The following is a 24,959-nucleotide window of genomic DNA, read 5'->3' as shown; positions in this document are numbered from 1 at the left end:
GGACCTCCTCCCATGACTGAGATCAGCCGCCGCGCCTTCATCGGCACCACCGCGGCCGGAGCCGCCGCCGTCGCGGCCGGACTCCCGGGCACCGCCCAGGCCGCGGCCCCGGGCTCCCGGCACGGAAGCCTCGCCGACGTCAAGCACGTCGTCATCCTGATGCAGGAGAACCGCAGCTTCGACCACTACTTCGGCACCCTGCGCGGGGTCCGCGGCTTCGCCGACCGGCAGGCCAGTGTCCTGTCCGACGGGGACCCGGTGTTCCACCAGCCCGACCGGAGCCGCGAGGAGGGCCATCTGCTGCCCTTCCGCATGGACACCACGAAGTACAACGCGCAGAACGCGGGCGGCCTCCCGCACGACTGGGACACTGGCCACACCGCCGTCAACGGCGGCGCGATGGACAAGTGGGTCGCCGCCAAGGGCGAGCGCACCATGGGCTACTTCACCCGCGAGGACATCCCCTACCAGTACGCCCTGGCCGACGCCTTCACCCTGTGCGACGGCTACTTCTGCTCCCTGAACGGCCCCACCGACCCCAACCGCCTCTATCTGTGGACGGGCACCTCCGGCCCCGGCACCGACGGCACCACCGGCCCCTGGACCGACAACACCCCCGTCACGGACAACCCGGTTGCCGACTGGACCACCTACGCCGAACGCCTCGAACAGGCGGGCGTCACCTGGCGCGTCTACCACAATCCCGACGGCTCCGACGACCGCAACGGCGACTACGACGACAACGCGCTGTCGTACTTCAAGCAGTTCCACGCGTTTCCCAAGGACGACCCGCGCTATGTCAACGCCATGACGAAGTGGGACCTGACGGCGTTCGACCAGCACTGCAAGGACGGCACCCTGCCCACGGTCTCCTGGCTGGTGGCGCCGTACCTCTTCTGCGAACACCCGGCGGCGAGCCCCGACTACGGCGCCCACTGGGTCAACACCGCGCTCCAGTCGCTGTTCTCCAACCCGGACGTGTGGAAGCACACCGTCTTCCTCCTCATGTACGACGAGAACGACGGCTACTTCGACCATGTCATCCCGCCGTTCCCGGAGCCCGGCACCAAGGACGAGTTCGCGGACGGCAAGCCCATCGGCCTCGGCAGCCGCGTCCCGCTCTGGGTCGTGTCGCCCTGGTCCCGCGGCGGATGGGCCAACTCCCAGGTCTTCGACCACACGTCGGTGCTGCGCTTCCTCGAACGGGTCACCGGGGTGCACGAGCCCAACATCTCCGACTGGCGGCGCACCGTCTGCGGCGACCTCACCAGTTGCTTCGACTTCACCAGGCCCGACTACAGCATCCCCGCCCTGCCCGACACGGTCGCCCTGATGGCCAAGGCGGACGCGGGCAACTCCCTGCCCGCGGTGAGGATCCCCGACCAGCAGTCCATGCCCGGCCAGGAACCGGGACACCGGCCGCACCGCGCGCTGCCGTATCTGCCCTGGGCCGAGGTGGCCGTCGACCGCTCCACCGGCAAGGTCACCTGCACCCTGACCAACCACGGCAGCGTCGGCTACCACTTCACCGTGCTGCCGAACACCGCCCTGCCCTTCACCGGCACCCCGTTCACGGTCCCCCCGCGCTCCTCCCGCACCTACGTCTGGGACGCCACGGCCACCGACGGCCGCTACGACTTCTCCGTCCACGGCGCCGACGGCTTCGTCCGCCGCTTCTCCGGCACGATCGTCCGCGCGGACCAGACCGATGTCGCGGTCCCCTCGGCCACGGCGACCCCGCGCCACTCCGCCCTGGACATAGAACTCCGCAACACGGGCGGCACCGAGGTCTCCTTCACCCTCACCCCGAACGACTTCGGCGGCCGCGAACAGACCGTCCAGGTCGAGCCCCACACCCGCACCCACCTGACCTGGCCCACCGACGAGGGACGCTACGACCTCACCCTCACCGCCTCCACCGGCACCCGCTTCATCCAGCGCTACGCAGGCACGATCCACCCGGTCTGACCCACCCCCCGGGGACCGGCCGCGCCACGGCCGGTCCCCGGGCATTTCAGGTCCCCCGCATTCAGGGTTAACCCTCAATTCCCCCTGTCCTTCCGCCCATTCCCCGGCCGAACGCTGTTGACAGGCGCTCCGCGTTGCGTAGTAGACTCCCGCACAACAAACTCAACTGTCAGTTGAGAAGATTCAACTGTGAAAGACCGACGGAAATTACGGCCGACGGGAAGTCAGATGAATCATCCATTCCTCGAGGTTCTGAGGAGTTTCAGCAGAAGCGAAGCGCTGGTTTTCTGCGGGTCCGCCCACTCCTATGCAGACCTGTGTGAAGCGGTCGATTTCTGGACCGGAGAATTCGATCGCCAGGATGTGTTCCCCGGGCAAGTGATCTGCATGGAAGCGGCCTACACCCCCGCGTCATGTGCCGCTCTCCTCGCGCTGATGACGCGCCGGGCGATCGTCGTACCGCTCGCTCCCCTGCCGACCGCGAAACGGGCCGAATTCCTCGACCTGGCGCAGGTCGAGAAGGTCGTCGGCACGGGCCCCGACGGCACCCCCGTGATCACACCGACCGGGATCGCGGCCTCCCATCCGCTGTACGAGCGGCTCAGGCGGACGGCGAATGGGGGGCTCGTACTCTTCAGCTCGGGTACCACGGGGCGCAGCAAGGCCTCCGTGCTCGATCTCTCCAAGGTGCTGGGGCGCTACGGCGCCCCCAGGCGGGGCAAGTCGAAGCGCACGATGTGCTTCCTCACGCTCGACCACATCGGCGGAATCAACACGTTCCTGCACACCCTGAGCCAGGGCGGAACGCTCATCACCATTCCCGAGCGGACTCCTGAAGCAGTGTTCTCCGCCATTGAGCGGGATTCGGTGAACGTACTGCCGACATCGCCGACCTTCCTCAACCTGGCGCTGATTTCCCGCGCCCACGAGAGGTATTCGACCCGATCGCTCGAACTCATCACATACGGCACGGAGCCCATGCCGGCGCACACATTGCGGCGCCTTCAACACGCCTTGCCGCATGTCCGGCTCAAGCAGACATACGGGCTGTCCGAACTGGGCATCGTGCCCACCCGGTCGCGCAGCGATGATTCCCTGTGGCTGGAACTCGGAAAATCCGGGTTCGACTACAAGGTCATCGACGACGTGCTCTGGATACGTTCCGACATGGCCATGCTCGGGTACCTCAACGCATCGGCCGACTTCGACGAGGACGGCTATTTCAACACCCAGGACATCGTCCAAGTGGACGGAGACTATCTGCGCATCCTCAGCCGGAAATCTGAACTGATCAACATCGGCGGGGAAAAGGTGTATCCGGGCGAGGTGGAAAGTGTCCTGCTGGAGATGGACAACATCGCCGAGGCCACGGTGTGCGGTCTGCCGAGCCCGGTGACGGGAATGGTCGTGAAGGCCACCGTCCGGCTGGTCGAGGAGGAGGACCCCGCACAGCTCTCGGCTCGCGTACGGGAACACTGCCGCAGCCGTCTGGAGCCGTACAAGGTGCCGCTCTCCGTGGTGGTCTCGGCCGAGCACCAGTACTCGGACCGCTTCAAGAAGATCAGGGCTCCCCGGTGAACGGGGCCGCCGAGGGACGCCCGGTCGCCCTGGTCAGCGGTGGCAGCCGCGGGCTCGGCCGACTGCTGGTCGAACGTCTGCTCGCCGACGGGTGGCGGGTAGCCACGTTCAGCCGTGACCCCGCTGCCGACCGGGACGCGGACGCCGACCACGGCCGCGACACGGACCGTCTGCTGCGTGGCCGCGCCGATCTGACCGACGCCCACTCGCTGCGGGCGTTCGCCGCCGAGGCGCAGCACAGGTTCGGCCGCCTGGACCTCCTGGTCAACAACGCGGGCCAACTCCATGAGGGCCTTCTCCTCACCACCCCGCTTACCAAGATCACGGAGTTGATCGCGGTCAATCTGACGGCTTCCGTCGTCCTTGCCCAGTGCTGCGCGAAGCCGATGGTCCGGCAGGGTGGCGGAGCCATCGTCAACGTGTCGTCGATCAACGCGATCAGGGGCTTCCGCGGGGTGTCGGTGTACGCCGCGGCGAAGGCCGGTGTCGACGGCTTCATGCGGAGCCTGGCCCGCGAGCTGGGCTCGTTCAACATCCGGGTCAACTCCGTGGTCCCGGGTTTCTTCGACAGCGGCATGACGTCGCACGTGCCCGAGCAGCAGCGTGAACGCATCGAGGGGCGGACCCCGTTGGGACGCCTCGGCACCGCGCGGGAGGTCGCCGACGCCGTCCTCTTCCTCGCCTCCCCCGAAGCCCGGTTCATCACCGGCCAGTCCATCGTCGTCGACGGAGGGATCACATGCTGAAGACCACCGACGTCCGCACCCTTGTGCACCAGCTCGTCACCGGCATCCTGCGCGAGGAGGCGCCGGACCTCCCGGAACCGACCGGCCAGGAGGAGCTGGCCGCCCTGGGCCTGACCTCCCTCATGCTGGCCCGGCTGGTCATCGAACTCGAGGCGGCCACCGGGGCGGATCCCTTCTCGGAGGACGTGGTGCTCTCCGATGTCAGGTACCTCGACGACCTGGCGGGCGTGTACGAGCGCGCTCTGGCCGCTCGCCGCGTATGACGCAGCGGGAGAACGAGATGTCCGAGCCGCCGGGGCAGACCCTGGTCGTCGTCGGTGACCGCTTCGAGGAGTTCCTGCGCACCCCGGGCACCATGGCGGCCTCCGCCCTGCGGGAATATCTGGCGGCGGGCGGGACCGGTGGCCTCGACCTGGTGGCGGGGCAGGGGCTGTCCGCGGAACTGCTGGCAGAGATGGACCAGCACTGGCCGACCGCGACGCCCGCTCCACTGGAGCTGACCCACAAGCGGCGGATGAGGAACGTGATGGTCGGCGAACCGGAGCGGTCCGGGGACCACTACGAGGTTCCGCTCGTGCTCGACGAGCGGTGCGAGACCCTGGAGGACCACCTGACGGGCCGCCATGTCCCCGCGGTGGCGCTGACCGAGGCAGCCCGGCAGGCCTGGACAGCGGTCACCGAGAGGTTTTTTCCCACCGGTCTCGACCCTGCCAGATTCGTGGTCGACACCTTCCGCGCGTCGTTCCACGGGTTTGTGTTCCCGCTGCCCGCGACGCTCGTCTACGAGGTGCTGGAGCACGAGCCGAGCGCCGTGCAGCACCGCTTCCACTCCATGGTCCGCGTGCGCCAGTCGGGCGCCGTCGCGGCCGAGATCGAGGCCCGCTTCCGCGTCGTGGCCGAACGGCTCGCCGACAAACAGGAAGCCATGGCGGCGCGCCAGGCGACGGCCGACTGCCTGCGCGCCCGAGCAGTGCCACCCGCCATCCCTCACTCAATCGAACAAGGAGTCAGCCACCCGTGAGCGCCACCGGAAACATCGGAAACTTCACAACCGTGGACACGGCCCCGGACAGCCGCTGGTTCATCGACTTCATGGACATCGCCAACGGCCTCCCCGAGTACCGCGCCATGAAGGACGAACTGGCCTCCGTCATGGGCGACCTGAGCGGCAAGACTGTGCTGGAAGTCGGCTGCGGCACCGGGGACGACGCCAGGGAGGTCGCCGGCCTGGTCGGCGCGCAGGGCAAGGTCGTGGCGACGGACCTGAGCACCGCCATGCTGGACGAGGCGCGTCGCCGCAGTGCCGGATCGACCCTGCCCGTCGAGTTCCGGGTCGCGGACCTGAGCGGTCTCGACTTCCCCGCCAACTCCTTCGACGCGGCCCGCGCGAAGCTCGTCCTGATGCACTGCGAGGACATCGAGACAGCGATCGACGAACTGATCAGGGTGGTCCGGCCCGGCGGCAGGATCGCCGTCTTCGACTACGACTTCGACACCACCATCGTCGACCACCCGGACACCGAGGCCACCCGCCGGGCCATGCGCTGCTTCTCCGACGGCCACCGCAACAAGTGGAGCGGCCGTCAGCTGTTCCGCCGGATGCGGGTCCGGGGCCTCAGGGACGTGACGGTCACGCCGCTCACCGTGGTCATGCCGTTCGACTTCTTCCGCACACTCGCTGCCGGCCGGCTCAGGAGCGCCCAGGAGAGCGGGCAGCTCGAACTGTCGCCCGAGCAACTGGAACAGTGGTGGCGGCCGCTCCTGCGGGCCGCGGACGAGGGGATGTTCTTCGCCTCGTTCACCGGATTCGCCGTCGGAGCGACCAAGCCGTGACGAACGCGCGGTCGGGTACGGGGACCTACGCGTTCTTCGACGTCGACGACACGCTCGTACGGCTGAAGACAATGTTCAGCTTCCAGTACTACTACTACACGCACACCGGCCTGCTCCCCTCTGTTCTGGGGCGGTGGCGTGCGGAGAAGTACGAGGCGGGCCGACGGCTCCACCTCGCGCGGGGCCGCCCCAGGGAGTTCATCAACCGGACGTATTACGAGACCTTCCGGGGCAGGCGCCCCGAGCAGGTGGCCGCGCTCGCCCGGCGCTGGTACGAGGAGGCGCGCCACCGGGACGGCGGACTGTATCTGCCCGGAGGGCTGCGCGCGCTGCGGGAGCGCCAGGCGGCCGGGCAGGAGGTGGTCTTCGTGTCCGGCTCGATGGTGGACATCCTGCGGCCGATCGCCGAGGAGCTGGGTGTGTCCAGGATGCTGGCGACCCGGCTGGTGGTGAGGGACGGCCGCTACACCGGCGGGATCGTGCCACCCCAGACCATCGGCCGCGGCAAGGCGGAGGCGGTCCGGTCGTTCCTCGACGCCTCGGGTGCGTCCGCCGCCGCCTGCTGGGCGTACGGCGACGACCGGTCCGACCTGCCGATGCTGGCCGAGGTCGGCCACCCCGTGTTCGTCTCCGACCAGCCGGAGATCGCGGAACTCGCCGACGCGCACGGCTGTCGGCTGATCCGCCCCTAGGGAGCCGTGAAACCCCCGCACCTCTTGCACCGCCTGGCCGAGGAAGGAGCCCATGAAGACCCCCAGGTCCGACACGGACACACTCGAGGACGAGGAACCACTGCTCCAGGACGCCTGTCTGGTGGACGGCGAGTGGCGCGGTGCCGACGACGGACGGACCTTCGCGGTCACCGATCCGGCGACCGGTGAGGTGATCGCCTCGGTGCCTCTCATGTCCACCGGCGAGACGGAAGCGGCCATCCGCGCGGCCGAGGCGGCACTGCCCGCCTGGCGTGCCCGCACCGCGAAGGAGCGTGCCGCGGTCCTCTCGCGCTGGGCCGCGCTGCTCCTGGAGCACCGCGAACGGCTGGCCCGGATCCTCACCCGTGAGCAGGGCAAACCGCTGGCCGAGGCGCGCGGCGAGATCGCGTACACCGCGTCCTTTCTCACCTTCTTCGCCGCCGAGGCGGAGCGGGTGCGCGGGGAGGTGATCCCGGCTTCGACCCGGGAGAGCAGGATCGTGGTGCTGCGGCAGCCGATCGGAGTCGTCGGGTGCGTCACGCCCTGGAACTTCCCGGCGGCGATGATCACCCGCAAGGCGGCACCGGCTCTCGCGGCCGGCTGCACCGCGGTCGTCAAGCCCGCCGAACAGACTCCGCTGTCGGCACTGGCCATCGCGGAGCTCGGCCGGCAGGCCGGGATACCGCCCGGTGTCCTCAACGTCATCACCGGGGACGCGCCCTCCATTGGCCGGGCCCTGTGCGAGAGTCCGGCCGTGCGGCTGCTGTCGTTCACCGGATCCACCGAGGTGGGCAGACTTCTCGCGGCCCAGTGCGCGCCCACGGTGAAGAAGCTGTCCCTCGAACTGGGCGGCAACGCCCCCTTCCTGGTCTTCCCGGACGCGGATCCCGAGGCCGCGGTGGAGGCGGCGGTGCTCTCGAAGTTCCGGCACAGCGGACAGACCTGTGTGTGCACCAATCGGTTTCTGGTCCACGACGACCTGTACCCGGAGTTCACCGAGCGGTTCGCCGAGCGCGTGGGCAGGCTCACGGTCGGCAGCGGTGATGAGCCCGGTGTGGACGTGGGGCCGCTCATCGACGCGGACGGACTGGCGAAGGCGGCGGACCATGTGGCCGACGCCGTGGCCCAGGGTGCGGAGGTGATGGTCGGGGGCGGTCCACACCGGGCCGGGGGGACGTTTTTCGAGCCGACCGTGCTACGCGGGGTCACTCCGGCCATGCGGGTCATGCGCGAGGAGACCTTCGGGCCGGTGGCCGCGGTGGCGTCGTTCCATACCGAGCGGGAGGCCGTGGACCTGGCCAACGACAGCCGTTCGGGGCTGGCGGCCTACGTCTTCACCCGGGACCTGGCCAGGGCCTGGCGGGTCACCGAGGCGCTGGAGGTGGGCATGGTCGGGCTCAACACCGGTTTCCTGTCCGTGGAGACGGCGCCGTTCGGTGGAGTGAAGGAGTCGGGCCTGGGCCGGGAGGGATCCCACCACGGCATCGAGGAGTTCCTGGAGCTGAAGTTCTGGCACATCGGGGGCCTCAGCTCTCCTGGTGCAGCAGCAACTTCCTGAGGAGCAGGACCAGTTGGGCCTGTTCGGCGTCCGAGAGGGGGTCGACCAGGCCCGCCCCGGCCTGCGCGTGGACGACAACGGCCTTGCCCGCCACCGCGAGGCCTTGCCCGGTCAGCGCGGCCAGCAGTGAGCGGCGGTCGTCGGGGTCGAGCCTGCGGGAGACGAATCCGCGCTTCTCGAGCCGGGTGAGGCGCTTGGTGAGGCCGCCGGAGGAGATGAGCAGCGAGCGGTTCAGCGCTGCCGGGGCCAGTTCGTGCGGCGGCCCGCTGCGCAGCAGTGTGGCGAGCACGTCGAACTCGCCGGGATCGAGGTCGAACTCCTCCAGCACCTCGGCGAGGCGCTGTTCGAGGTTGCGCGCCACCCGCGTGATCCGCTTGCCCACGGCCATGGAGGCGAGTGGAAGTTCGTACGGCGATTGCTGCCACTGTCGGAGCAGCACATCGATGGCGTCGTCACGGTCCACGCTCCCCAGGCTAACAGCTGCCTTCCCGGCAAGTACCTTCCTGGTAAATTGCTTCTCAGAAAGATATAAGCTAGCGTGCTAACTATGCGAGCTTCCCGTGCAGACACCCCCCCGGACACAGAGCGGTTAGCACCCCCTCCTCCCGCACGGCGGGACGGCGGTCGCGGCACTCTGGTGGTCGGCTTCATCACCCTGCTCATCGTGGGAACCGATCTGTTCGTGGTGTCCCCCCTGTTGCCGGCCATCGCACGGCACTTCGACGTCTCACCGGGCGCCGCGGGCAGCGCCGTCACCGTCTTCTCGGTCGTCTACGTCCTGGGAGCACCCGTCTTCGGCTCCCTCGCCGACCGGATCGGACGCCGCAAGGTGCTGGCCGCAGGTCTCGTCGGCTTCGCGCTGGCGAACGTCCTGACCGGGGTTGCGCCCTCCTTTGCGGTGCTCCTGCTGGCCCGGGTGCTGGCCGGACTGACGGCAGCCGCCGTGAGCCCCTCGGTCTACGCACTGGTGGGTGCAGCGGCCCCTGCCCACAAACGGGGTGTGTGGATGTCCACCGCCGTGGCGGGTTTTCTGATCTCCCTGACCACCGGCGCACCGAGCGGCACCGCCCTGGCCGCAGTGTGGGGCTGGCGCGCCGTCTTTGTGATCCTCGCCCTCCCGGCAGCGGTCCTCGCTGCTGTCAACCTGGCCGTGTGGCCCGACACGCCGAAGCCGGCTGCCGGAGCGGCCCCCGCTGCCGCCGCCCTCGGACTGTTCACCCGGGCCAGGGCGGTCACGGTCACCGGACTGTGGGCCTTCGCCGTCTACGCCCTCTACACCTACCTCGGCACCGGGCTGCGCCAGGAGGCCAAGCTCTCGACGGGCCTCGTGGCCCTGGCGCTGATCGTCTTCGGCGCCGGCGCCGTCGCCGGCAGCTTCGGCGGCGGCAGGCTGGCGGACCGGTACGGGGCGAGGCGTGTCGCCACCACCAGTCTCGCTCTGGTCGCCGTGATGATGCTCCTGCTCGACCTGGCGGTGCGCGCCCCGGTACCGCTCCTGATGGGCGCGCTCTTCCTCTTCGCCCTCTGCGCCTACCCCTGTCTCCCCTCGTACCAGGCTCACCTGGTGGCGTCCTACCCGCGGCACAGCGGTTCGCTCCTGGCGTGGAACAGCAGCTCCATGTATCTGGGAACGGCGCTCGGAGCGGCGGCGGGCAGTGCGCTGCTGTCCACGACGGGCTTTCGCTCCATCCCCCTCGTCTGCGCGGCGGTGGCACTCCTCGGAGCCTTCTTCTGCGCCTACTGGGCCATCTCCCGCGATCCGGAGTAAGGGTCAGCCCTGATGTACCGAGGCTGCGTGGGGGTTAGCCTCACCCTTCCGCTCACTCGTCAGCAAAGGTGATTCCGATGCTCTGGGCCGTCCATTGTCTTGACGCCGACGACGTTCTGGAGATCAGGCAGGAGGCCAGGGCGGAGCATTCGGCCGGGCTCCGCTCGGGAATCGTGGAACCCGTCTTCTACGGAATGCTCACGTCCGACGACGGCGACCGTCCCGTCGGCAGCCTGATCCTGATGCGCGCCGAGGACCGGGAGACGGTCGAACGGTACGTCGCACAGGACCCGTTCATGGTCAAGGGGGTGTGGCGCCAGGTCACCGTGACCGCCTTCGCCGAGTCGAGCAACTCACCGGCCCAGCTCACCGATACCTCGTCATGACAGAGGAGCCCCGTCGATGACCAAGCCCCTTCCGCCCCGGTTCAGCGACAGTGACCTGACGTCCGCGCTGAACTCCCTGCGGGACGTCCTCGGCCAGAAGTGGGTACTCGCCGAGGAATCCGAACTCGCCCCGTACCGGGACCCGTTCCCCATCGTCGAAGCCGGTCACTTCAGCCCGTCGGCCGCGGTGCTTCCGCACACCGTGGAAGAGGTGCAGGCGATTGTCCGGACCGCCACCTCGCTCGGCCTCCCGCTGTCACCGATCTCCACGGGGAAGAACCTCGGATTCGGCGGCGCGGCACCTCGGCTGCCCGGCGCGGTGGTGGTCGACCTCCGGCGGATGAACCGCATTCTGGACGTCAGCGAGACGTTCGGCTACGCACTCGTGGAGCCGGGCGTCACCTATTTCGACCTGTACGAACACCTGGAGAAGCACGGCAGCCGGCTGATGCTCGACGTGCCCGACCTCGCGTGGGGCAGCATCGTCGGCAACACGCTGGAACGCGGGGTGGGCTACACCCCGTACGGGGACCACTTGTCCGTCCAATGCGGTATGGAGGTGGTGCTCGCCGACGGGGACGTGGTCAGGACCGGCATGGGCGCGCTCCCGGGCAGCAACACCTGGCAACTTTTCAAGTACGGCTACGGGCCGCAGTTCGACCCCATGTTCACCCAGTCGAACTTCGGAATCGTGACGAAGATCGGTGTGTGGCTGATGCCCAGGCCCGCGGGCTATCAGGCGTACATGATCACGCTGCCCAGGGAGGAGGACCTCGGCCCCTTCGTCGACGCGCTGCGCCCGCTCCGCCTCGACGGCACCATCACGCATGTGCCGACGCTGCGCAGCCTGCTCCTGGACGCCGCGGCTGTGGGGCCCCGCTCCGCGTTCCACCCGGGCCCGGGCCCGGTCCCCGACAGCGTGGCCCGGCGGATCGCGGACGATCTCGGCATCGGGCGCTGGAACTACTACGGGGCCCTGTACGGCCCGGACGCCGTACGCGCCGCCACCTGGTCCGTGATCCGGGACGCCTTCTCCGGTATCCCGGGCGCCGGTTTCCACTTCGCGGGGGAGCATCCGAGCCCGGTGCTCGCCACCCGGGCGAAGATCATGGCGGGCCTGCCCAACCTGGAGACGTACGACATCCTCCAGTGGCACGACAATGGCGGCCACATCGATTTCGCCCCCGTCTCGCCGGCCACCGGTGAGGACGCGATGCGCCAGTACGAACTGGCCCGCGACCGATGTCGCGAAGCGGGCAAGGACTACATGGGCAACTTCATCGTCGGGCGACGCGAGATGCACCACATCTGCATGCTGATGTTCGACACCGCCCTCCCCGAAGACCGTCTGACGACCCTGGAGTTGTGCCGGACCCTCATCAAGGAGGCGGCGGATCTCGGCTATGGCGAGTACCGCGTGCACCCGGCGCTGATGGACGACATCGCCGCCACCTTCAGCTACAACGACGGCGCCCTGCTGCGCCTGAGCGAGAAGATCAAGGACGCGCTCGACCCGGCGGGCGTCCTCGCTCCCGGCAAACAGGGGATATGGCCGCGTCACCTGCGCGACGGCGGGTGGTGAGGCCGCCGGAATGAGAGCAGTCGTGCAAGTCGCCCAGGCGAACGAATGTTTCCAGCCTGTGTGACCGGGACGCCTTGTTGGCGCAGACGCCCTTTGGCAGCATTGCACTCTTCGAAAGGGCATGTGCGCGCGGTCGTCACGGAAACCGGGGGACTGGCGAGGTGCGTCAGGGGCGCGGGTTGTCGTCGGAGCATCCGCCCGGCCAGTCGGGCCGAGCGGGTTCCCCGAGGGCATGCCGTCCCCCGCAACGGCGTTTCGTCGATCTGTCGCGCGTGTCTCATGAGGGAGCGCACGCTCGATGAAATTCGTGGCCAGGGCAGGGCAGTCGGCAGATGCGCGGGCGATCAGGCAGTTGCTGCGCACGTGCGAGACGCGGTTCACCAACTGGGAGGTACCGGCACCCTTCACCATCACCGGACTTGTCGAACACCTCAGTCGTACGCGCAACCGGCCGATCCACCTGATCCCGACCGAACTGGGTGCCGACCGGCCGTCCGGGATCTGGCTGGCACTTCCGGCCCTGGACGTCGTGATCCACGAGTCGCAGACCAGCCGCACCCATCAGGAACACATCATCGCCCACGAGCTCGCCCACATCCTGTGCGAGCACACCCGGGAGATGCCCCTGGGCAGGGACACCCGCCGCCGCCCGGGTCTTCCCGGATCTCGACCCCCGGCTCGTCCAGCAGATGCTGCACAGGACCACCTACACCGACGGCGACGAACGGGAGGCGGAGGTGATGGCCTCGGTGATCCTCTGCCGCATGAACTCCCGCCTGCCGCAGGGACCGTCCGCCCCCGACCCCGCGTCGCAGGGCATCCTGCACCGGCTCGAGCAGCTGTTCTCCATCGGCGGCGGGAGCGCCGAGTGACCAACGCGCTGCACCTGGCGTGCCTGGTGGTCGGCGCCACGATTTTCCTGTGCAAGGTGTGGGTGCTGCCGTTCAGAGCACGCGACACCGCCGCTGTTGTCTTCTGCGTCTACGTCGGTCTGTCCGCCGCGAGCTACCTCTTCCTGCTGCCGCCGGTGTACGTGGTGATCGACCGGTGGACCGGTCTCAGCAACAGCGCGGGAATGGCTTCGGGTGTGAGCGTGCTCGGCCTCACCATCGCCCAGCAGTACCTGCTGGTGCACTGGACGTACCCGACGAACACGGCGCGACGCCGGTTCCGGCGCCGACTCGCTCTCGGACTCGTCATGATCGCCACCTATGTGGTGACCTTCTTCGCGTTCGCTCCCCGCCAGGAGCGGTTCCAGGACTTCTACCTCGCCTACGCCCACCGCCTCTTCCAAGCACCGTATCTGGTCCTCTACACGCTGGCCTGCCTGGTCGGCCAGGCCGATGTCGTGCGGCACTGCTGGAGCTACGCCGCGATCTCCCACCGCACCTGGCTGCGCCGGGGCATGGTGACCACCGCCGTCGGAGGGGCGCTGATCCTCTGCTACGCGGTGCTGCGCGTCACCGACCTCGCCGCGGGCCCCCTCGGCTACGACCTGCGGGGGATGGAGCCGACCGTGTGGCTGTGCGGGGACATCGGTTCGATGCTCTCGCTGATCGGCTGGGTGCTGCCCACGGTGGGTGAGCGGCTGTCCTCGGCCGCCCGTTGGGTGCGGGCCTATCGGACGCACGGGCATCTCTACCCGCTGTGGCGGGCCCTCCAGGACGAGGTCCCGGATGTCGCGCTCGACCCGCCGCCGTCCAGGCTCGCCGACCGGCTGCGCCTGCGGCGCATCGACTTCTGGCTGCACCGCAGGGTCATCGAGATCCACGACGCCCGTCGTGCCCTGCATGCGGCGTCGGCGGGTGACGACCGCGCGGCGCCCCCCTGCATGGGCCGGGGAAGGTCCGCGCTGCTCGCCGTGCTGCACCGGGCGGACCTGCGGACCGGGTTCGTGCCGGTGTCGCAGGACCGGGACTTCGACGAGGAGGTCGAGTGGCTGACCGGGCTGGCGAAGGAGTTCCACACCCAGCTGAAGACCGCACCGTGAAGCGCGGTCAGGACATGGGCAGCCCCGTGGGCACCTCCCGCCGTGCCGTCAGGTCGTACACGGAGCGCTGGTGGCGCGACCGCCCGCACCGCACCGCCGCCGCCCGGTCGGACACGATGCGCACCAGGCTCAGCACGACGCGTCGCGCGGCGCGGTCGTACCAGGCACCGAGCATCAGCTCCGGATCCCGGGTGAGCGCGGCGGCGTGGTCCAGCAGGTATGTGCGCAGAGCCTGGGGGCCGTCGCCGTCGAAGAAGGCGGCCGCCGGTTCCACGCGCGCGGTGGAGCGCCCGGTCGCCACGGCGTATCCCGTGGTGGGGGCCGATCCCCGACGCGGGTCGACGGTGAACCCGCCTGTTCGCACCACCTGTTGGACCAGAGTCACGATCCGCGCCTCCACGGCGGGGAAGCCTTCGGACGCGGCCCGTCCGCCCCCGGGCATGTCACCCCCTGCCGTCGCCGCGACGACGGTGAGGGCGCAGCTCAGGCCGAGAACGCGCAGCACGTTCCGGCGCCGCGTCACGCGGCGGGACGGTGGCCGTGGTACGTGACCGCGGCCATGACCCTGCGGTGTTCATAGGGGCTCTGCTCCAGTCCGAGCTTGCAGAACAGACTCCGCAGATGTGCCTCGACCGTCTTGGGTCGCAGGCGCAGTTCCCGTTCGATCGCCAGGTTGGACCTGCCGTCGGCGACGAGTTCGAGGACCTGCTGCTCCCTGGTGGTGAGGCTGCCGAGTAACGTCTCCGTAGGCGTCTGGACGGTCATGTGCCCTCCTCGCTCTGCTTCAACTGGCAGTTGAGAGATGAAAACCAGTAGACGATTTGGGAGTACCGCCCGCAAGGGCGCCTCCCCTATTGTGATGCCCACCACAGGCAGGTCGGGCCGAGTAGTCCGGTGCCTTCCCTGGCACACGTCGCTCACCACGGAGAGTGGGAATGGCTGCGGAGAAGAACGAATCGCTGCTCGCCGAGCGTCTGGACCGCCTCTTCCGGTCGAGTCGCCCTGAGGGGCGTCCGTGGACCAACGACGAGGTGGCCGCCCGGCTCAAGCAGGCGAACCCCAAACTCCGGGTCAGTGGCGCCTATCTGTCGGCCCTGCGCAACGGGAAGCGGGAGCGCCCGTCCCCCGAACTGCTGGCGGCGCTGGCCCGCTTCTTCGGAGTGAAGTCCGCGTACTTCTTCGACCAGGGTTCCGCGGACCAGGCCCTCAACCAGCTCGCCATGCTGGACGAGTTGCACCAGGCCGGAGTGCGCTCCATCGCCCTGCGCGCGGCGGGGCTCCCGCCCGAGAGTCTGACCGCGGTGATGTCGGTGCTGGACGAGATAAGAAAACTCCAGGGTCTGCCACCCGTCGAGGAGTAGCGCAGACGACGCCGGGCGAGGCCGGGGCCCGGTCATCGTCTCCGGGCGGGAGCCGACGGCGCCGGGTAGGATCCCGGGGCTCAATTGTTTGGTGCGGGCCAAGGACTTCCACGGGCTTGGAGGACGCATGCCGCAGGCGCGGATCCGGGAACCGCTTCTCCGCAGAGAAGGCCGCCTGGACTCTCCTGCGGGCGGCGGCAGGCGGTGGCGGTAACGGTGTTCGACATATCCCGGTTGTCCCGCTGGTGGTCCGACCGCAGGAGGTTCAGGAGGCTGCACCGTACGGCCGAAGAACTCCTCGACCGCCTGGACCTGCCCACCGGAAGCGGCATCTCCACGCTCATCGACCAGCAGAGCCGTCGGCGCGACCGCCTCATTCACGTCATGCCCATGGTGCTCGGCGCGGACGAGCCGTGCGGAATATGGCTGGCCACGGACACCGTCGACATCATCGTCGTCGAGGCCGACACCACGCCGTTCCACCAGGACCACATCATCGCGCACGAGCTGGCGCACATGCTGTGTGCCCACTCCGACCCGCTGAAGCCCGAACCGGAGAGCATGGCCCTGCTCTTCCCCCACCTCGACGTCCAGCGTGTGATCGAGATACTGGGCCGTACCGCCTACTCCACCGAGGACGAGCAAGCGGCCGAAATGGTCGGCTCGTTGATACTGGAGCGGGTCACCCGCCCTCCGATGGAGTTCACCTGGGCAGTGCCCTCCGGCGACGCGGCCACCGTCGCACGGATCGCCCAGTCGCTGAGGCCAACGGAATGAACGATGTGAAGGGTGTGGTCTTTCCCCTCTGCACCGCGATATGTCTGCTGGTTCTGCTCTACAAGGTGCGGGCCATACGCACCCATTCCGGCGACCCGGCGCTTTCGGCCCTGCTCATCGCCTTCTCCTGCAAGGGGGCGTCCTTCGCGCTGTCCACCCCGGCCGTGTCGGCGGCCGTCGACGCCCGTACCGGGATTCCCAATCTGGGCGCGCTCGGTATCCACCTCTTCGGCGGAGTGGCGTCCAGCGCGGCCATCCTCATCGCGATCGCCCACTGGGTGCATCCGCCTGCCGAGGCACGCCGCAAGGCCGTCGGACGGCTGGTCATCAGCGGGCTGTGCGCCGCCGTCATGGTGACGATGTGGTGCGTCGCCGGTTCGAAGGGCGGCGGGCGGGACACCCACTATCTGCTCGAAGAGGCGCGCCGGCCGCCGGTCGCCGTCTACCTGCTGGTGTACGTGAGCGCCTTCGGCTCCGGAATGGTCGAGATCATCCGGCTGTGCCAACGCTTCCGCCGCGTGGCGGGGCGCCAGTGGCTGTCCCGGGGGCTGTACTGCACCGGGATCGGCGCAGCCGCGTATCTCGTCTACTGCATCCATCGCCTGTCCGCGGTGCTCGCCGAACAGTTCGGCCTCGATCCGCTGAACTGGGAGCTGATCACACCTCTGGCCAACGGCATCGGGATTTCCTTCCTCGCGGTGGGGCTGACCATGCCCTCGTGGGGGCCGGCCGCCTCGGAGTGGCACCGCAGGATGCGTAATTTCGTCAACTACCAGCGGCTGTACGGGCTGTGGCGCGCCGTGACCGAGGCGTATCCGCACGTCGTCCTGGAGCCCCGGCGCTCCGCCCCGCTCGCCCGCCTCCTGCCGGGCAACATCAGCTACCGCCTCTACCGCGAGGTCGTCGAGATCCAGGACGGACTCCTCGCCCTGCGGCCCTACATGGACCCGGAGATCAGCGCGCGCGCCGGTCGGCGTGCCCGGCAGGCGGGCCTGTCGGGGGAGGCCCTCCAGGCGGAGGCGCAGGCCGCGGTGGTGCGTCAGGCCCTGCGCGCCAAGCGCGAGGGCTGCGCGCCGAAGGCCGGAGAGAGGCCGTCCGCCGTGGAGCCGTACGTGAGCAGGAGCGGCGACTACGGCGCGGAAGTCGCCCGGCTGCTGAGCGTGGCCCGGGCTTATGCGAACCTCCCCTCCCACAGAAGGAGTTCCCGGTGAAATACCGCACGCTCGGCACGCACGGACCGCGGGTGTCATCCGTGGGGCTCGGCTGCATGGGCATGTCCGTCGCCTACGGCGTCCCGGACACCGCCGAGTCCGAACGCACCCTGGACCGCGCCCTCGATCTCGGGGTCGACTTCCTCGACACGGCGGACGCGTACGGGCGCGGCGCCAACGAGGAACTCCTGGGCGCCTGGCTGCGGCGCCGGGCCTCCGAGCGCAGCCGCGTGGTGCTGGCCACGAAGTTCGGGCTGCGCCACGACCCGGAGTCGGGCCGCGTGGACGGGGTGGACACCTCGGCGGAGTACGTACGGACCGCCTGCCATGCCTCGCTGCGCCGCCTCGGCGTGGATCACATCGACCTCTACTGCATGCACCGCCGCGACCCCGAGACGCCCATCGAGGAGACGGTCGGTGCGATGGCCGGACTGGTGGAAGCGGGGGACATCCGGTACCTCGCCCTGAGCGAGGTCGGCGCCGACACCCTGCGCCGGGCCCACGCCGTCCACCCCATCAGCGCGGTCCAGCTGGAGTACTCGCTCTTCACCAGGGACGTGGTGGAGGGCGACATGCTGGACACCTGCCGGGAGCTCGGCATCTCGGTGGTGGCGTACTCGCCGCTCGGGCGCGCCATGCTCACCGGGAGCATCACGTCGGTGGACGAGTTGAGCAGCGGGGACAACCGCAGGCGCTGGCCCCGGTTCGCCGCCGAGAACCTCGGGCACAACCTGACGCTGGTGGAGGCCGTGCACCGGGCCGCCGACGAGATCGGCTGCACACCCGCGCAGGCGGCCCTCGCCTGGCTGCTGGCGCAGGGCGACGACATCGTCCCCATCCCCGGTACCAAGAAGCGGCGCTACCTGGAGGAGAACGCGGCGGCCTGCGACGTGACCCTGACCAAGGAACACCGTGAGCTGCTGCGGAACGCGGTACCGGACGGCGCGGTGGCCGGCGGCCGCTACCCGGAACAGGCCATGTCCCGCCTCGGCCACTGACCCCCACTGGCCGGGTCGCCAGTCATGGGGCAGTTGGCACTCAGTAGCGGAAGTTCGCCTTGTTGCCTCGGATCTGAATAGTGATCGATTTCGGTAAGCGACAGGACTCCGAGAGATGCCTCCCCGTCTCTCGGTCCCCAAAATGCGTCTCGGTCCCGCAGTACTCCACTGGTGGAATCCATGATGGAAGGCGCCATCGAGTAGCGCCTTCCGTCATGATGAACTCCTTCAGGGAGTACTGATCCGAAGAGTAGCCACATCTCCATTAATGGAGAGATAGTACCGATCGACTGTGCTTCCGCTTTCCGCATCCTCCAAGACGAGCTGAAGGGCGCGAATCCGTTTCAGCGCCTGCGCGGTTCGGAGGCCATCCTTGTCCGGGCGGGGAACCGCCGACAGCTCATCGAAGTACGGCTTGATGGATGACCAAGCAGCCGAGGGTTCGACGCGGCAGATGAAGAACGGCTGGTCGGATCTCAGATAGTGCAAGGTGCATACGACTTCTCCGTCCTGGAGTAGTCTCCAGCCTGCTGCTATCACCGAACTCCCCTCTCAGTATCCTCGTAGTTCACGGATATCTCTCGCTATTTCCTCTTGGCTTGTACCGGCAGGCCAGGATTTGACTATAGCGTCGGGGTTGATTGAGTCCTTCACCAGGAACTCTGAGTCCCGTCGCGCGTCCTCTGCCGGGTACAGTCCCATATCAGTGATGTGTTGTGGAGTCGGCAGGTTTGCCGCAGCATCGTGGGTGATGCCGGTGAGCGCATCGCGATTGATGGCTACGTACCCCCACGATCCGTTTTGAGGATACTGAGCTGTGGGCGTTCCGTACCTTCCGTACATCACCTTCTCGTTGCCGGTCAGTGAGATCCACGGTGACTCTGCCCGGCCCCAGCCTGCGACGTGTTCCCACGGCTCGATGTTGGGATTGGCCCCAGGCCGGGCAATGTATGTGGCTGTCTCTCCCTCACCCAGCGTCCGGAAGAGAAGCCTAAGGGCATTGGGATCGGTGTGCGCCGAGACGATGACGGACGGCATGAAGAGCCGGTTGCTCTTCAGCCAGTTGAGGGCTGGTTCGAAGAGGCTGCTGGCGGCTCCCCCCGCGGCGCCGAACAGGAGGTCGCCGGGGGTGGTGGGCTGGCAATGGAGTTGGTTGCTGGCCCAGGTGAAGCCTGCTCCGACGGCTGCGTTGACCGAGGCCGAGGCGGCGAATGCGCGGGCTCCGGTGAGTTCGAAGGCGTCTGCGACGGCGTTGCCTGCGCCGGGCATGAGGAGGCCGGCTGCGGCGCCGGTGATGGCTCCTTCACCGCTGGCGACGGCGAGGCCGCCCCAGGTGAAGCCGCTGTGGCGGTGTTGCCAGGAGTAGGCGCCGCCTTCGATGACGGCGCCAAGTGCTGCGCCGATGCCTGCGCTGACGCACTCGGGGCACTGTCCTGAGGGGTCGGATTGGTTGGCGGGGTCGTCGTTGGCGTAGGCGTAGGCGCTGGAGGTCGGGTTTGCCGGGTCGGCGATGACGGGGTCGGTGGTGGCGAAGCGGGTGGTGGTGGGGTCGTAACTGCGGGCGCGGAGGGCGAGTCGGCCGCTGAGGTAGGGGTCGGTGTACTGGCCGGTGAAGCCGAAGGGGCTGGTCTGCCCGGTGCCGGTGGTGGTGGCCCGGCCCCAGGCGGTGTAGCTGCTGGTGGAGGTTGTCGCTCCGGTGGCGTCCAGGACGGAGCGGATGGAGTCCTGGCGGTCGTGCAGGAGGGAATAGGTACTGGTCGTGTTGTGGAGGGTCTCGGGAGCGCCGGTCGGGTTGTAGGTGTAGTCGGCGATCAGCGCGCCGGAGGCGTTGGTGTCGGTCGCGATCTGCGGGAGCGGGTTGTTGACGTCCCAGCGTGTGGTGCGGTCGAGGGTGCCGTCCTTCTTGGTGGTGGTGCGGTTGCCGTCGGCGTCGTAGGTGAAGGCGTAGGTGTTGGAGCCGAGGGTTGCCGAGGCGATGCGGCTCAGGGCGTCGTAGGTGTAGCTGCCGCTCGTGTCCTTGGTGAGGTTGCCGTCGGCGTCGTAGGTGTCGGTGACGGTGCTCTTGCCGGTGGCGGCGATGGTGGTGAGTTCGTTCGCGGCGTCGTAGGCGGTGGTGGTGGTGCTGCTGCCGGTGGTGGCGGTGGTGAGGTTGCCGGCTTTGTCGTAGGCGTAGGTGCTGCCGGTGGTGCCGCCCAGGCATGAGGTGCTGGTGGTTGCATCGGTGCAGGTGCGGGTCAGGCGGCCTGCGGGATCGTAGTTGTATCGGTTGGCCAGGCCCGTGGTCGGTGTGTCCGCGGTGAGTCGGCCGTCGGGGTCGCGGGTGAGCTGGCGGACGCCGGTGCCGTCGGAGACGGTGGCGAGCCGCCCGGCCCGGTCATACGTGCGGGCTTCCGTGACTGCGGTGGTGGTGGGCAGCTTGGTGGAGGTGAGGTTGCCGGCCTCGTCGTAGCCGTAGGTGATGGCTTTGCCGCCGGTGGTCTGCCCGGTCAGACGTGCGTCGGCGTCGTAGGTGTAGCTGGTGGCGTAGCTGTCGGGGTAGGTACGGCTTTTGACGGTGCCGTCGTTGTTGTAGGTGTAGGTGAAGGGGTTGGTGGCGCCAGGCGAGGTGATGGTTAGGGGCCGGTTGTCGGCGTCGTAGGTCAGGGTGCGGGTGCCGGTGCCGTCGGCGAGGGTGGCGATGCGGCCTGCCGCGTCAAAGGTGTAGGCGACGGCGGGCGTGCCGTCGGAGAAGGTCACCCCTGTGGGCAGGTCGCGGCCGTTGTAGGCGGTGGTGATGGTCTTGCCGCGCGCGTTGGTGACGATGGTCCGGTTGCCGTCGGCGTCGTAGGCGTAGGACGTGGACCGCTTGAGCGGGTCGGTGACCTTGGTCAGGCGTCCGTTGCTGTCGTAGGCGTAGGTGGTGGTGTGCTGGTTGCCGTCCACGCGTGAGGTCATGTCGCCCACGGCGTCGTAACCGAGTGTGGTGGTACTGCTGTCGGGCGTGGATACGGTCGTCAGGCGGTTCAGACTGTCGTAGGCGTAGGTGGTCTTCTTGCCACGCCCGTCGGTGGCTGCCGTGAGGTTGCCGACCGCGTCGTAGGTGCGGGTCGCGTTGTTGCCCAGCGGGTCCTTCTGGCTGATGGCGTTGCCAGCCGCGTCGTAGGAGGTGTGCCAGGTGTACTGGGTCGGGTCAGCGCCGGAGGCGTTGCCGCGGGGCTCGACGGTGTCGCTGAGGCGGCCGTCGGCGTCATAGGCGTAGGTGGTCTTATCGCCCAGCGGTGAGGTTTCCGCTGCGAGTCGGCCGTCGGCGTCGTAGCTGTAGGTGGTGGTGTGGCTCGCTGCGTCCTTGACGGTGGCGAGCTGGTTGTCAGCGTTGTAGGTGCTGGTCGTCGTCCGGTTCAGGGCGTCGGTCACCCGCAGGACGTCGCCCACCCCGTCATAGGAGTACTGCGTGACGTGGCTGAGCGGGTCGGTGACGGAGGCTGGCCGGTTCTCGGCGTTGTAGGAAGTGGTGGTGGTGTTACCCGCGGGGTCGGTGACCGAGGTCTGGTTGCCTGCCGCGTCGTAGCCGTACGTCCAGGTGTACTGGGAGGCAGTGGCCCCCTGGGCGTTGCCTCGCGGCGTGGTCATCGACGCCGTGCGGCCAGCCTTGTCGTAGGTGTAAGTGGTGGTACCGCCGGTTGCGTCAGTCGCGGATATCAGGCGGCCCATGGCGTCGTAGGACTGCCGGGTGGAGCTTCCGGCCGGATCGGCGACGCTGGTGACGCGGTTGGCCGCGTCGTACCCGTAGGAGGTCACCTTTCCCGCCGCGTCGGTCAGCGAGGTGAGGTTCCCGGCATCATCGTAACTACGCTTGGTAGTACGCCCGTTCGCATCGGTGACGGTGAGCAGTCGGTCGGCGTCGTCGTAGGTGTAGCCGGTGGTGTAGTCGGACGCCTTCGCGCCGGAAGCGTTACCCCGTGGGTCGGTGCTGCTGACCAGTCGGCCCGAAGCGTCGAAGGCCTGTGTGGCCGTGGCGCCGCTCGGCGTCGTGACGGAGGTCAGGTCACCGGCCGTGTCGTGGCCGTAGGTGGCGGCGTTCTTCAGCGGATCCGTTCCCGACGAGATCCGGCCTGCCGAGTCGTAGGTGTAGGACGTCGTGTTGCCGAGCGCGTCCTTGACCGAGGCCAGAAGGTTGCCGGTCGTGTAGGTGTAGAAGGTGGCGTGCGCGTTGGCGTCCGTGACCTTGGTCAGGTTACTGCTGGTGTCGTAGCTGTACTGCCATGTGTTCCCGGATGCCGACGTCTGCGACTTCAGCAGACCGCTGCTGTCGTAGCTGTACGAGGTGGCGTGGCCCAGCGGGTCGGAGATCCTGCTGACGTTTCCCGAGCCGTCATAGTTGTTGAAGGTGCGGTTGCCGAACGGGTCATACTGGACGAGCAGGTAGTTGTGCGCGTAGATGTCCGTCCACACCCCGCCGTCCGGGGCCGTCGTGTCGGTCTCACCGGACTTGTACGTGAACGCGGTGCTGTTCCCCAGAGCGTCCTGCTGCGAGCTGACCCGGCCCTGGGTGTCGTAGGTGTTGCGTACCGGGAAGTGCCCGTCGGCGTCCTGTACGGAGTTGAGGCGGCCTTGAGTGTCGTAGCCGTAGGCGACTTGCTTACCGTCCGTCCCGGTAACGCTCGTCAGACGGCCGCCTGTGTAGCCGTAGTCGACGTGCCTGCCGTCAGCCAGCTTCGCCTCAGACAGCAGACTGCCGCTGTAGGTCAGCGTCGACGTTCGCCCGGCAGAGTCAGTCGCCGACGCGGCGTGACCGCCCGTGTAGCCGTAGGTGACGCCCTGCCCGGAGCGGTTCTTCACCGACGCCAGATGGCCGCCAGCATCGAAACTCAGCGTCCGTTTGTCCGGCGTGGACAGCGTGTACGTGCCATCAGACCGGGACGCCAGCACCGACCGCGTGGTCATGGGAGCGGTGAACGATCCATCCGGCGCTTTGGTGTACGGGTATGTCGCACCCGTCTCGGATGTGTAGGTGACGTTCCCGCTGGCATCCACGGCCAGGTGGGCATCCCACGGCACCGACCACCCCGCCCCCAGCGAACCGGAAGCGGTGTTGTCCGAGCTGTAACGGCGCGAAAGATCCAGACCCCCACCGACAGAAGGCTGCTGCATATCGGTGTACGTACCGGAGAACGCCCCCGTCGCGGTGTTCACAGACGCCCCACGCTGCGCCTGCGGCTGCGCGAAGGCGGTGCTCGACGATGAGCAGTCCGAGGCGCAGCCATATGTCTGCGACTCGGGAATGTCCGATGCCAGATACATGGGGGTGTCGACGCCGCCTGTGCCGCCATCACTCTCGTCCACCACAGTGGCCCGGGGCATCACGAAGAAGTTGGTCCAATAATCGGAAACATTGGCGCACAAGACCGGATCGACGACCGCGCTGAAGCTCACGACCTGCTCATGGCCTGGGTTGAGCGCAGCCCAAGCACCCGAGGAAGCCGTGACCGTCTGGCCCAGGTCATAGGTTTTCTGGTTCGTGCCGCATTGAACGATCCAGGTCACCTTGACCTGATGCCGCACGTCAACAAGACGCGCGTGCCCGGGTAGAGGCCTTGTTGGCCTGCGCCACCCCCTCAGACACAGTCAGCCGGGCGGCCTTGGTGCCCCGATATGGTGCACTGTAACGCTCGTTCATCACCTGCCTATGGCGCTGCGCCAGCGTCATAGGTCTTTGCTCGTGTGCCTGCCTTGAGCCATGGGCGTCGGGCACAGCAGGAGGCATGGCCTGCACCTGAGGTGCGACTGCTGGAAGTGCCGTCGCAGCTCCCGTGAACAACATCGACCAGGCGACGACGAACCCGACAATAAGCCTCACGCGCGTTTCTAAACCGGTCACTTTGCCTTCCCTAACTGCAACATGAAGCTCAAGGTGATCACTTAGTAGCGGATTGTGATCATATGGAGCGTGTCATGTATATGCCCCGGAGTGGCGAGCCGTTGACTGGAACCCGCCCTGGGGCGACCGGAAAGGACCCTCGACGCGGCAGTCAGCGTCTGGTGCTTCGGGGGCGCCATGCGCTCCCGCTCGAGATTCGCAAATTGGCGGTGGTCGGGACCGGCGACGCGAACGTCTCTGCGGCGTGCTCCGCGGGGGTGGAGTATCGGGTCCTCAGCGCTATCTGATGGATCACCTGCCGGAGGGCATCCCAACGACGTCTCAGGGGCTGCCAGGGAACGGGAAAGGGACTGCGCGTCAAGCGGCCGACCGGGCATGTCCGCGGTCGCAGATCGATGCGAAGAAGAACCTCGTTGACTGGCGTCATCCGTGGCAAGGCAAGTGCCATCGACGCATCTGATCTCTGGAGTTCACGGGGCCGCTTCGCGGGCGGATCTGTGAGCGGTGCGCGAGCGGACGGTCAAGCAGCGGATGATGCGACTCGAATCGCGCGTCACAAAGCAGGGCACGACGCTTGCGGCGGCATGGCTGGCTTCGGGTGCCGCGCCCCGCTTCGAGATGGGGACGCGACAGGGACGTCCCAGGGACTTTCAC

Annotated in this window: 21 protein-coding genes; 17 read left to right on the top strand and 4 right to left on the bottom strand. The window is 68.2% G+C overall.

The features are described from left to right. Positions 1-12: 12 nt before the first annotated feature. The 8 genes from ACIHAA_RS17560 to ACIHAA_RS17525 all read left to right on the top strand — a co-directional run bounded on the left by ACIHAA_RS17560 (position 13) and on the right by ACIHAA_RS17525 (position 8,375). On the top strand, positions 13-1,968 hold the full coding sequence (locus ACIHAA_RS17560; RefSeq protein ID WP_399817956.1) for a phosphocholine-specific phospholipase C: 1,956 nt from the start codon (positions 13-15) through the stop codon (positions 1,966-1,968). Between the two features lie 228 nt (positions 1,969-2,196). Continuing rightward, positions 2,197-3,546 carry a long-chain fatty acid--CoA ligase gene (locus tag ACIHAA_RS17555; protein ID WP_399817954.1) on the top strand — a complete coding sequence of 450 codons (1,350 nt, stop codon included), beginning with the start codon at positions 2,197-2,199 and terminating at the stop codon, positions 3,544-3,546. Beyond that, the gene (locus ACIHAA_RS17550) at positions 3,543-4,292 is read left to right on the top strand and encodes an SDR family NAD(P)-dependent oxidoreductase (RefSeq protein WP_399817952.1); all 750 of its coding nucleotides are present in this window, start codon (positions 3,543-3,545) and stop codon (positions 4,290-4,292) included. Before ACIHAA_RS17555 ends, ACIHAA_RS17550 begins: the two co-directional genes overlap by 4 nt. After that, the gene (locus ACIHAA_RS17545; RefSeq protein WP_399817950.1) at positions 4,286-4,555 is read left to right on the top strand and encodes a phosphopantetheine-binding protein; all 270 of its coding nucleotides are present in this window, start codon (positions 4,286-4,288) and stop codon (positions 4,553-4,555) included. The genes ACIHAA_RS17550 and ACIHAA_RS17545 overlap by 7 nt, the downstream gene beginning before the upstream one ends. 17 nt (positions 4,556-4,572) lie before the next feature. Beyond that, positions 4,573-5,313, top strand: coding sequence for an AfsA-related hotdog domain-containing protein (locus tag ACIHAA_RS17540; protein WP_399817948.1), 741 nt, complete (start codon positions 4,573-4,575; stop codon positions 5,311-5,313). Then, positions 5,310-6,125 carry a methyltransferase domain-containing protein gene (locus ACIHAA_RS17535; protein WP_399817946.1) on the top strand — a complete coding sequence of 272 codons (816 nt, stop codon included), beginning with the start codon at positions 5,310-5,312 and terminating at the stop codon, positions 6,123-6,125. The genes ACIHAA_RS17540 and ACIHAA_RS17535 overlap by 4 nt, the downstream gene beginning before the upstream one ends. Continuing rightward, the gene (locus ACIHAA_RS17530; RefSeq protein ID WP_399817945.1) at positions 6,122-6,817 is read left to right on the top strand and encodes an HAD family hydrolase; all 696 of its coding nucleotides are present in this window, start codon (positions 6,122-6,124) and stop codon (positions 6,815-6,817) included. The genes ACIHAA_RS17535 and ACIHAA_RS17530 overlap by 4 nt, the downstream gene beginning before the upstream one ends. Before the next feature lie 52 nt (positions 6,818-6,869). Then, positions 6,870-8,375, top strand: a complete 1,506-nt coding sequence (locus ACIHAA_RS17525; protein WP_399817943.1) for an NAD-dependent succinate-semialdehyde dehydrogenase — start codon at positions 6,870-6,872, stop codon at positions 8,373-8,375. Here the strand turns inward: ACIHAA_RS17525 and ACIHAA_RS17520 are convergent. Beyond that, positions 8,344-8,838 carry a MarR family winged helix-turn-helix transcriptional regulator gene (locus ACIHAA_RS17520; RefSeq protein ID WP_399817941.1) on the bottom strand — a complete coding sequence of 165 codons (495 nt, stop codon included), beginning with the start codon at positions 8,836-8,838 and terminating at the stop codon, positions 8,344-8,346. The two genes, ACIHAA_RS17525 and ACIHAA_RS17520, sit on opposite strands and share 32 nt — an antisense overlap. Before the next feature lie 84 nt (positions 8,839-8,922). Between ACIHAA_RS17520 and ACIHAA_RS17515 the strand changes: the two genes are divergently transcribed. The 5 genes from ACIHAA_RS17515 (at position 8,923) to ACIHAA_RS17495 (ending at position 14,101) form a co-directional block, all read left to right on the top strand. Then, positions 8,923-10,143 (top strand): MFS transporter, encoded by a 1,221-nt coding sequence (locus tag ACIHAA_RS17515; protein ID WP_399817939.1) that lies wholly within the window; start codon positions 8,923-8,925, stop codon positions 10,141-10,143. Positions 10,144-10,220: 77 nt separating this feature from the next. Beyond that, complete coding sequence (locus ACIHAA_RS17510) at positions 10,221-10,529, top strand: YciI family protein (protein ID WP_399817936.1); 309 nt, start codon at positions 10,221-10,223, stop codon at positions 10,527-10,529. 16 nt (positions 10,530-10,545) lie between these two features. Next, positions 10,546-12,111 carry an FAD-binding oxidoreductase gene (locus tag ACIHAA_RS17505; protein ID WP_399817934.1) on the top strand — a complete coding sequence of 522 codons (1,566 nt, stop codon included), beginning with the start codon at positions 10,546-10,548 and terminating at the stop codon, positions 12,109-12,111. Between the two features lie 689 nt (positions 12,112-12,800). Further along, positions 12,801-12,983 (top strand): hypothetical protein, encoded by a 183-nt coding sequence (locus ACIHAA_RS17500; protein WP_399817932.1) that lies wholly within the window; start codon positions 12,801-12,803, stop codon positions 12,981-12,983. Next, a complete protein-coding gene (locus tag ACIHAA_RS17495) occupies positions 12,980-14,101 on the top strand; it encodes an MAB_1171c family putative transporter (protein ID WP_399817930.1) in 1,122 nt (373 codons plus the stop codon). The genes ACIHAA_RS17500 and ACIHAA_RS17495 overlap by 4 nt, the downstream gene beginning before the upstream one ends. Before the next feature lie 7 nt (positions 14,102-14,108). Here ACIHAA_RS17495 and ACIHAA_RS17490 read toward each other — a convergent pair whose 3' ends face one another. Next, positions 14,109-14,624: a hypothetical protein gene (locus ACIHAA_RS17490; protein WP_399817927.1), complete on the bottom strand. Its 516-nt coding sequence runs from the start codon at positions 14,622-14,624 to the stop codon at positions 14,109-14,111. Continuing rightward, on the bottom strand, positions 14,621-14,866 hold the full coding sequence (locus ACIHAA_RS17485) for a response regulator transcription factor (protein WP_399817925.1): 246 nt from the start codon (positions 14,864-14,866) through the stop codon (positions 14,621-14,623). Before ACIHAA_RS17485 ends, ACIHAA_RS17490 begins: the two co-directional genes overlap by 4 nt. Positions 14,867-15,036: 170 nt before the next feature. Here ACIHAA_RS17485 and ACIHAA_RS17480 point away from each other — a divergent pair, with 170 nt between their 5' ends. The 4 genes from ACIHAA_RS17480 to ACIHAA_RS17465 all read left to right on the top strand — a co-directional run bounded on the left by ACIHAA_RS17480 (position 15,037) and on the right by ACIHAA_RS17465 (position 18,448). After that, a complete protein-coding gene (locus tag ACIHAA_RS17480) occupies positions 15,037-15,462 on the top strand; it encodes a helix-turn-helix domain-containing protein (protein ID WP_399817923.1) in 426 nt (141 codons plus the stop codon). 216 nt (positions 15,463-15,678) lie between these two features. Then, positions 15,679-16,239, top strand: coding sequence for a ParH-like protein (locus ACIHAA_RS17475; protein ID WP_399817921.1), 561 nt, complete (start codon positions 15,679-15,681; stop codon positions 16,237-16,239). Further along, positions 16,236-17,450 carry an MAB_1171c family putative transporter gene (locus ACIHAA_RS17470; protein WP_399817919.1) on the top strand — a complete coding sequence of 405 codons (1,215 nt, stop codon included), beginning with the start codon at positions 16,236-16,238 and terminating at the stop codon, positions 17,448-17,450. Before ACIHAA_RS17475 ends, ACIHAA_RS17470 begins: the two co-directional genes overlap by 4 nt. Continuing rightward, positions 17,447-18,448, top strand: coding sequence for an aldo/keto reductase (locus ACIHAA_RS17465; protein ID WP_399817917.1), 1,002 nt, complete (start codon positions 17,447-17,449; stop codon positions 18,446-18,448). Before ACIHAA_RS17470 ends, ACIHAA_RS17465 begins: the two co-directional genes overlap by 4 nt. Positions 18,449-19,000: 552 nt before the next feature. Here ACIHAA_RS17465 and ACIHAA_RS17460 read toward each other — a convergent pair. Further along, entirely contained in the window at positions 19,001-23,971 is a 4,971-nt protein-coding gene (locus ACIHAA_RS17460; RefSeq protein WP_399817915.1) for a DUF6531 domain-containing protein, read from the bottom strand. Positions 23,972-24,959 lie beyond the last annotated feature (988 nt).

This window comes from Streptomyces sp. NPDC052040 (assembly GCF_044548405.1).
Lineage (GTDB): Bacteria > Actinomycetota > Actinomycetes > Streptomycetales > Streptomycetaceae > Streptomyces.
This window is presented reverse-complemented; position numbering and strand designations above follow the sequence as displayed.

What these genes read in the sequence shown, in the direction of transcription:
- ACIHAA_RS17540 (WP_399817948.1), top strand. Translation starts at nt 4,573, where the DNA reads ATGTCCGAGCCGCCGGGGCAGACCCTGGTCGTCGTCGGTGACCGCTTC.
- ACIHAA_RS17485 (WP_399817925.1), bottom strand. Translation starts at nt 14,866, where the DNA reads ATGACCGTCCAGACGCCTACGGAGACGTTACTCGGCAGCCTCACCACC.
- ACIHAA_RS17555 (WP_399817954.1), top strand. Translation starts at nt 2,197, where the DNA reads ATGAATCATCCATTCCTCGAGGTTCTGAGGAGTTTCAGCAGAAGCGAA.
- ACIHAA_RS17515 (WP_399817939.1), top strand. Translation starts at nt 8,923, where the DNA reads ATGCGAGCTTCCCGTGCAGACACCCCCCCGGACACAGAGCGGTTAGCA.
- ACIHAA_RS17500 (WP_399817932.1), top strand. Translation starts at nt 12,801, where the DNA reads ATGCTGCACAGGACCACCTACACCGACGGCGACGAACGGGAGGCGGAG.
- ACIHAA_RS17560 (WP_399817956.1), top strand. Translation starts at nt 13, where the DNA reads ATGACTGAGATCAGCCGCCGCGCCTTCATCGGCACCACCGCGGCCGGA.
- ACIHAA_RS17470 (WP_399817919.1), top strand. Translation starts at nt 16,236, where the DNA reads ATGAACGATGTGAAGGGTGTGGTCTTTCCCCTCTGCACCGCGATATGT.
- ACIHAA_RS17545 (WP_399817950.1), top strand. Translation starts at nt 4,286, where the DNA reads ATGCTGAAGACCACCGACGTCCGCACCCTTGTGCACCAGCTCGTCACC.
- ACIHAA_RS17510 (WP_399817936.1), top strand. Translation starts at nt 10,221, where the DNA reads ATGCTCTGGGCCGTCCATTGTCTTGACGCCGACGACGTTCTGGAGATC.
- ACIHAA_RS17480 (WP_399817923.1), top strand. Translation starts at nt 15,037, where the DNA reads ATGGCTGCGGAGAAGAACGAATCGCTGCTCGCCGAGCGTCTGGACCGC.
- ACIHAA_RS17525 (WP_399817943.1), top strand. Translation starts at nt 6,870, where the DNA reads ATGAAGACCCCCAGGTCCGACACGGACACACTCGAGGACGAGGAACCA.
- ACIHAA_RS17505 (WP_399817934.1), top strand. Translation starts at nt 10,546, where the DNA reads ATGACCAAGCCCCTTCCGCCCCGGTTCAGCGACAGTGACCTGACGTCC.